At 69.2% G+C, this 253-nt stretch carries 1 pseudogene; it reads left to right on the top strand.

The features are described from left to right. Positions 1-253: pseudogene (locus BV453_RS01815) on the top strand (monooxygenase); the annotation flags it as partial.

The following is a 253-nucleotide window of genomic DNA, read 5'->3' as shown; positions in this document are numbered from 1 at the left end:
GGGAGGAACTCACCGAACGGCGCCGGGGCGAGATCGCTGTGCTCATCGCCGCCGCCAAGCTGCGGGCCATCGAGGACGGCCTGGAGACCACGAGCAAGATCTACGAGCTCACCGGTGCCCGCGCGTCGGCCAACTCGGTGGGCCTGGACATCTTCTGGCGCAACCTGCGCACGCACAGCCTGCACGACCCCGCCGCGTACAAGAAGCGCGAGGTGGGCCAGTACGTGCTGCTGAACGAGGTGCCCGAGCCCAC

This window comes from Microbacterium sp. ER1 (assembly GCF_023383675.1).
Taxonomy (GTDB): domain Bacteria; phylum Actinomycetota; class Actinomycetes; order Actinomycetales; family Microbacteriaceae; genus Microbacterium.
The sequence above is the reverse complement of the archived record's forward strand: the minus strand, read 5'-3'. Positions and strand labels throughout refer to the sequence as shown.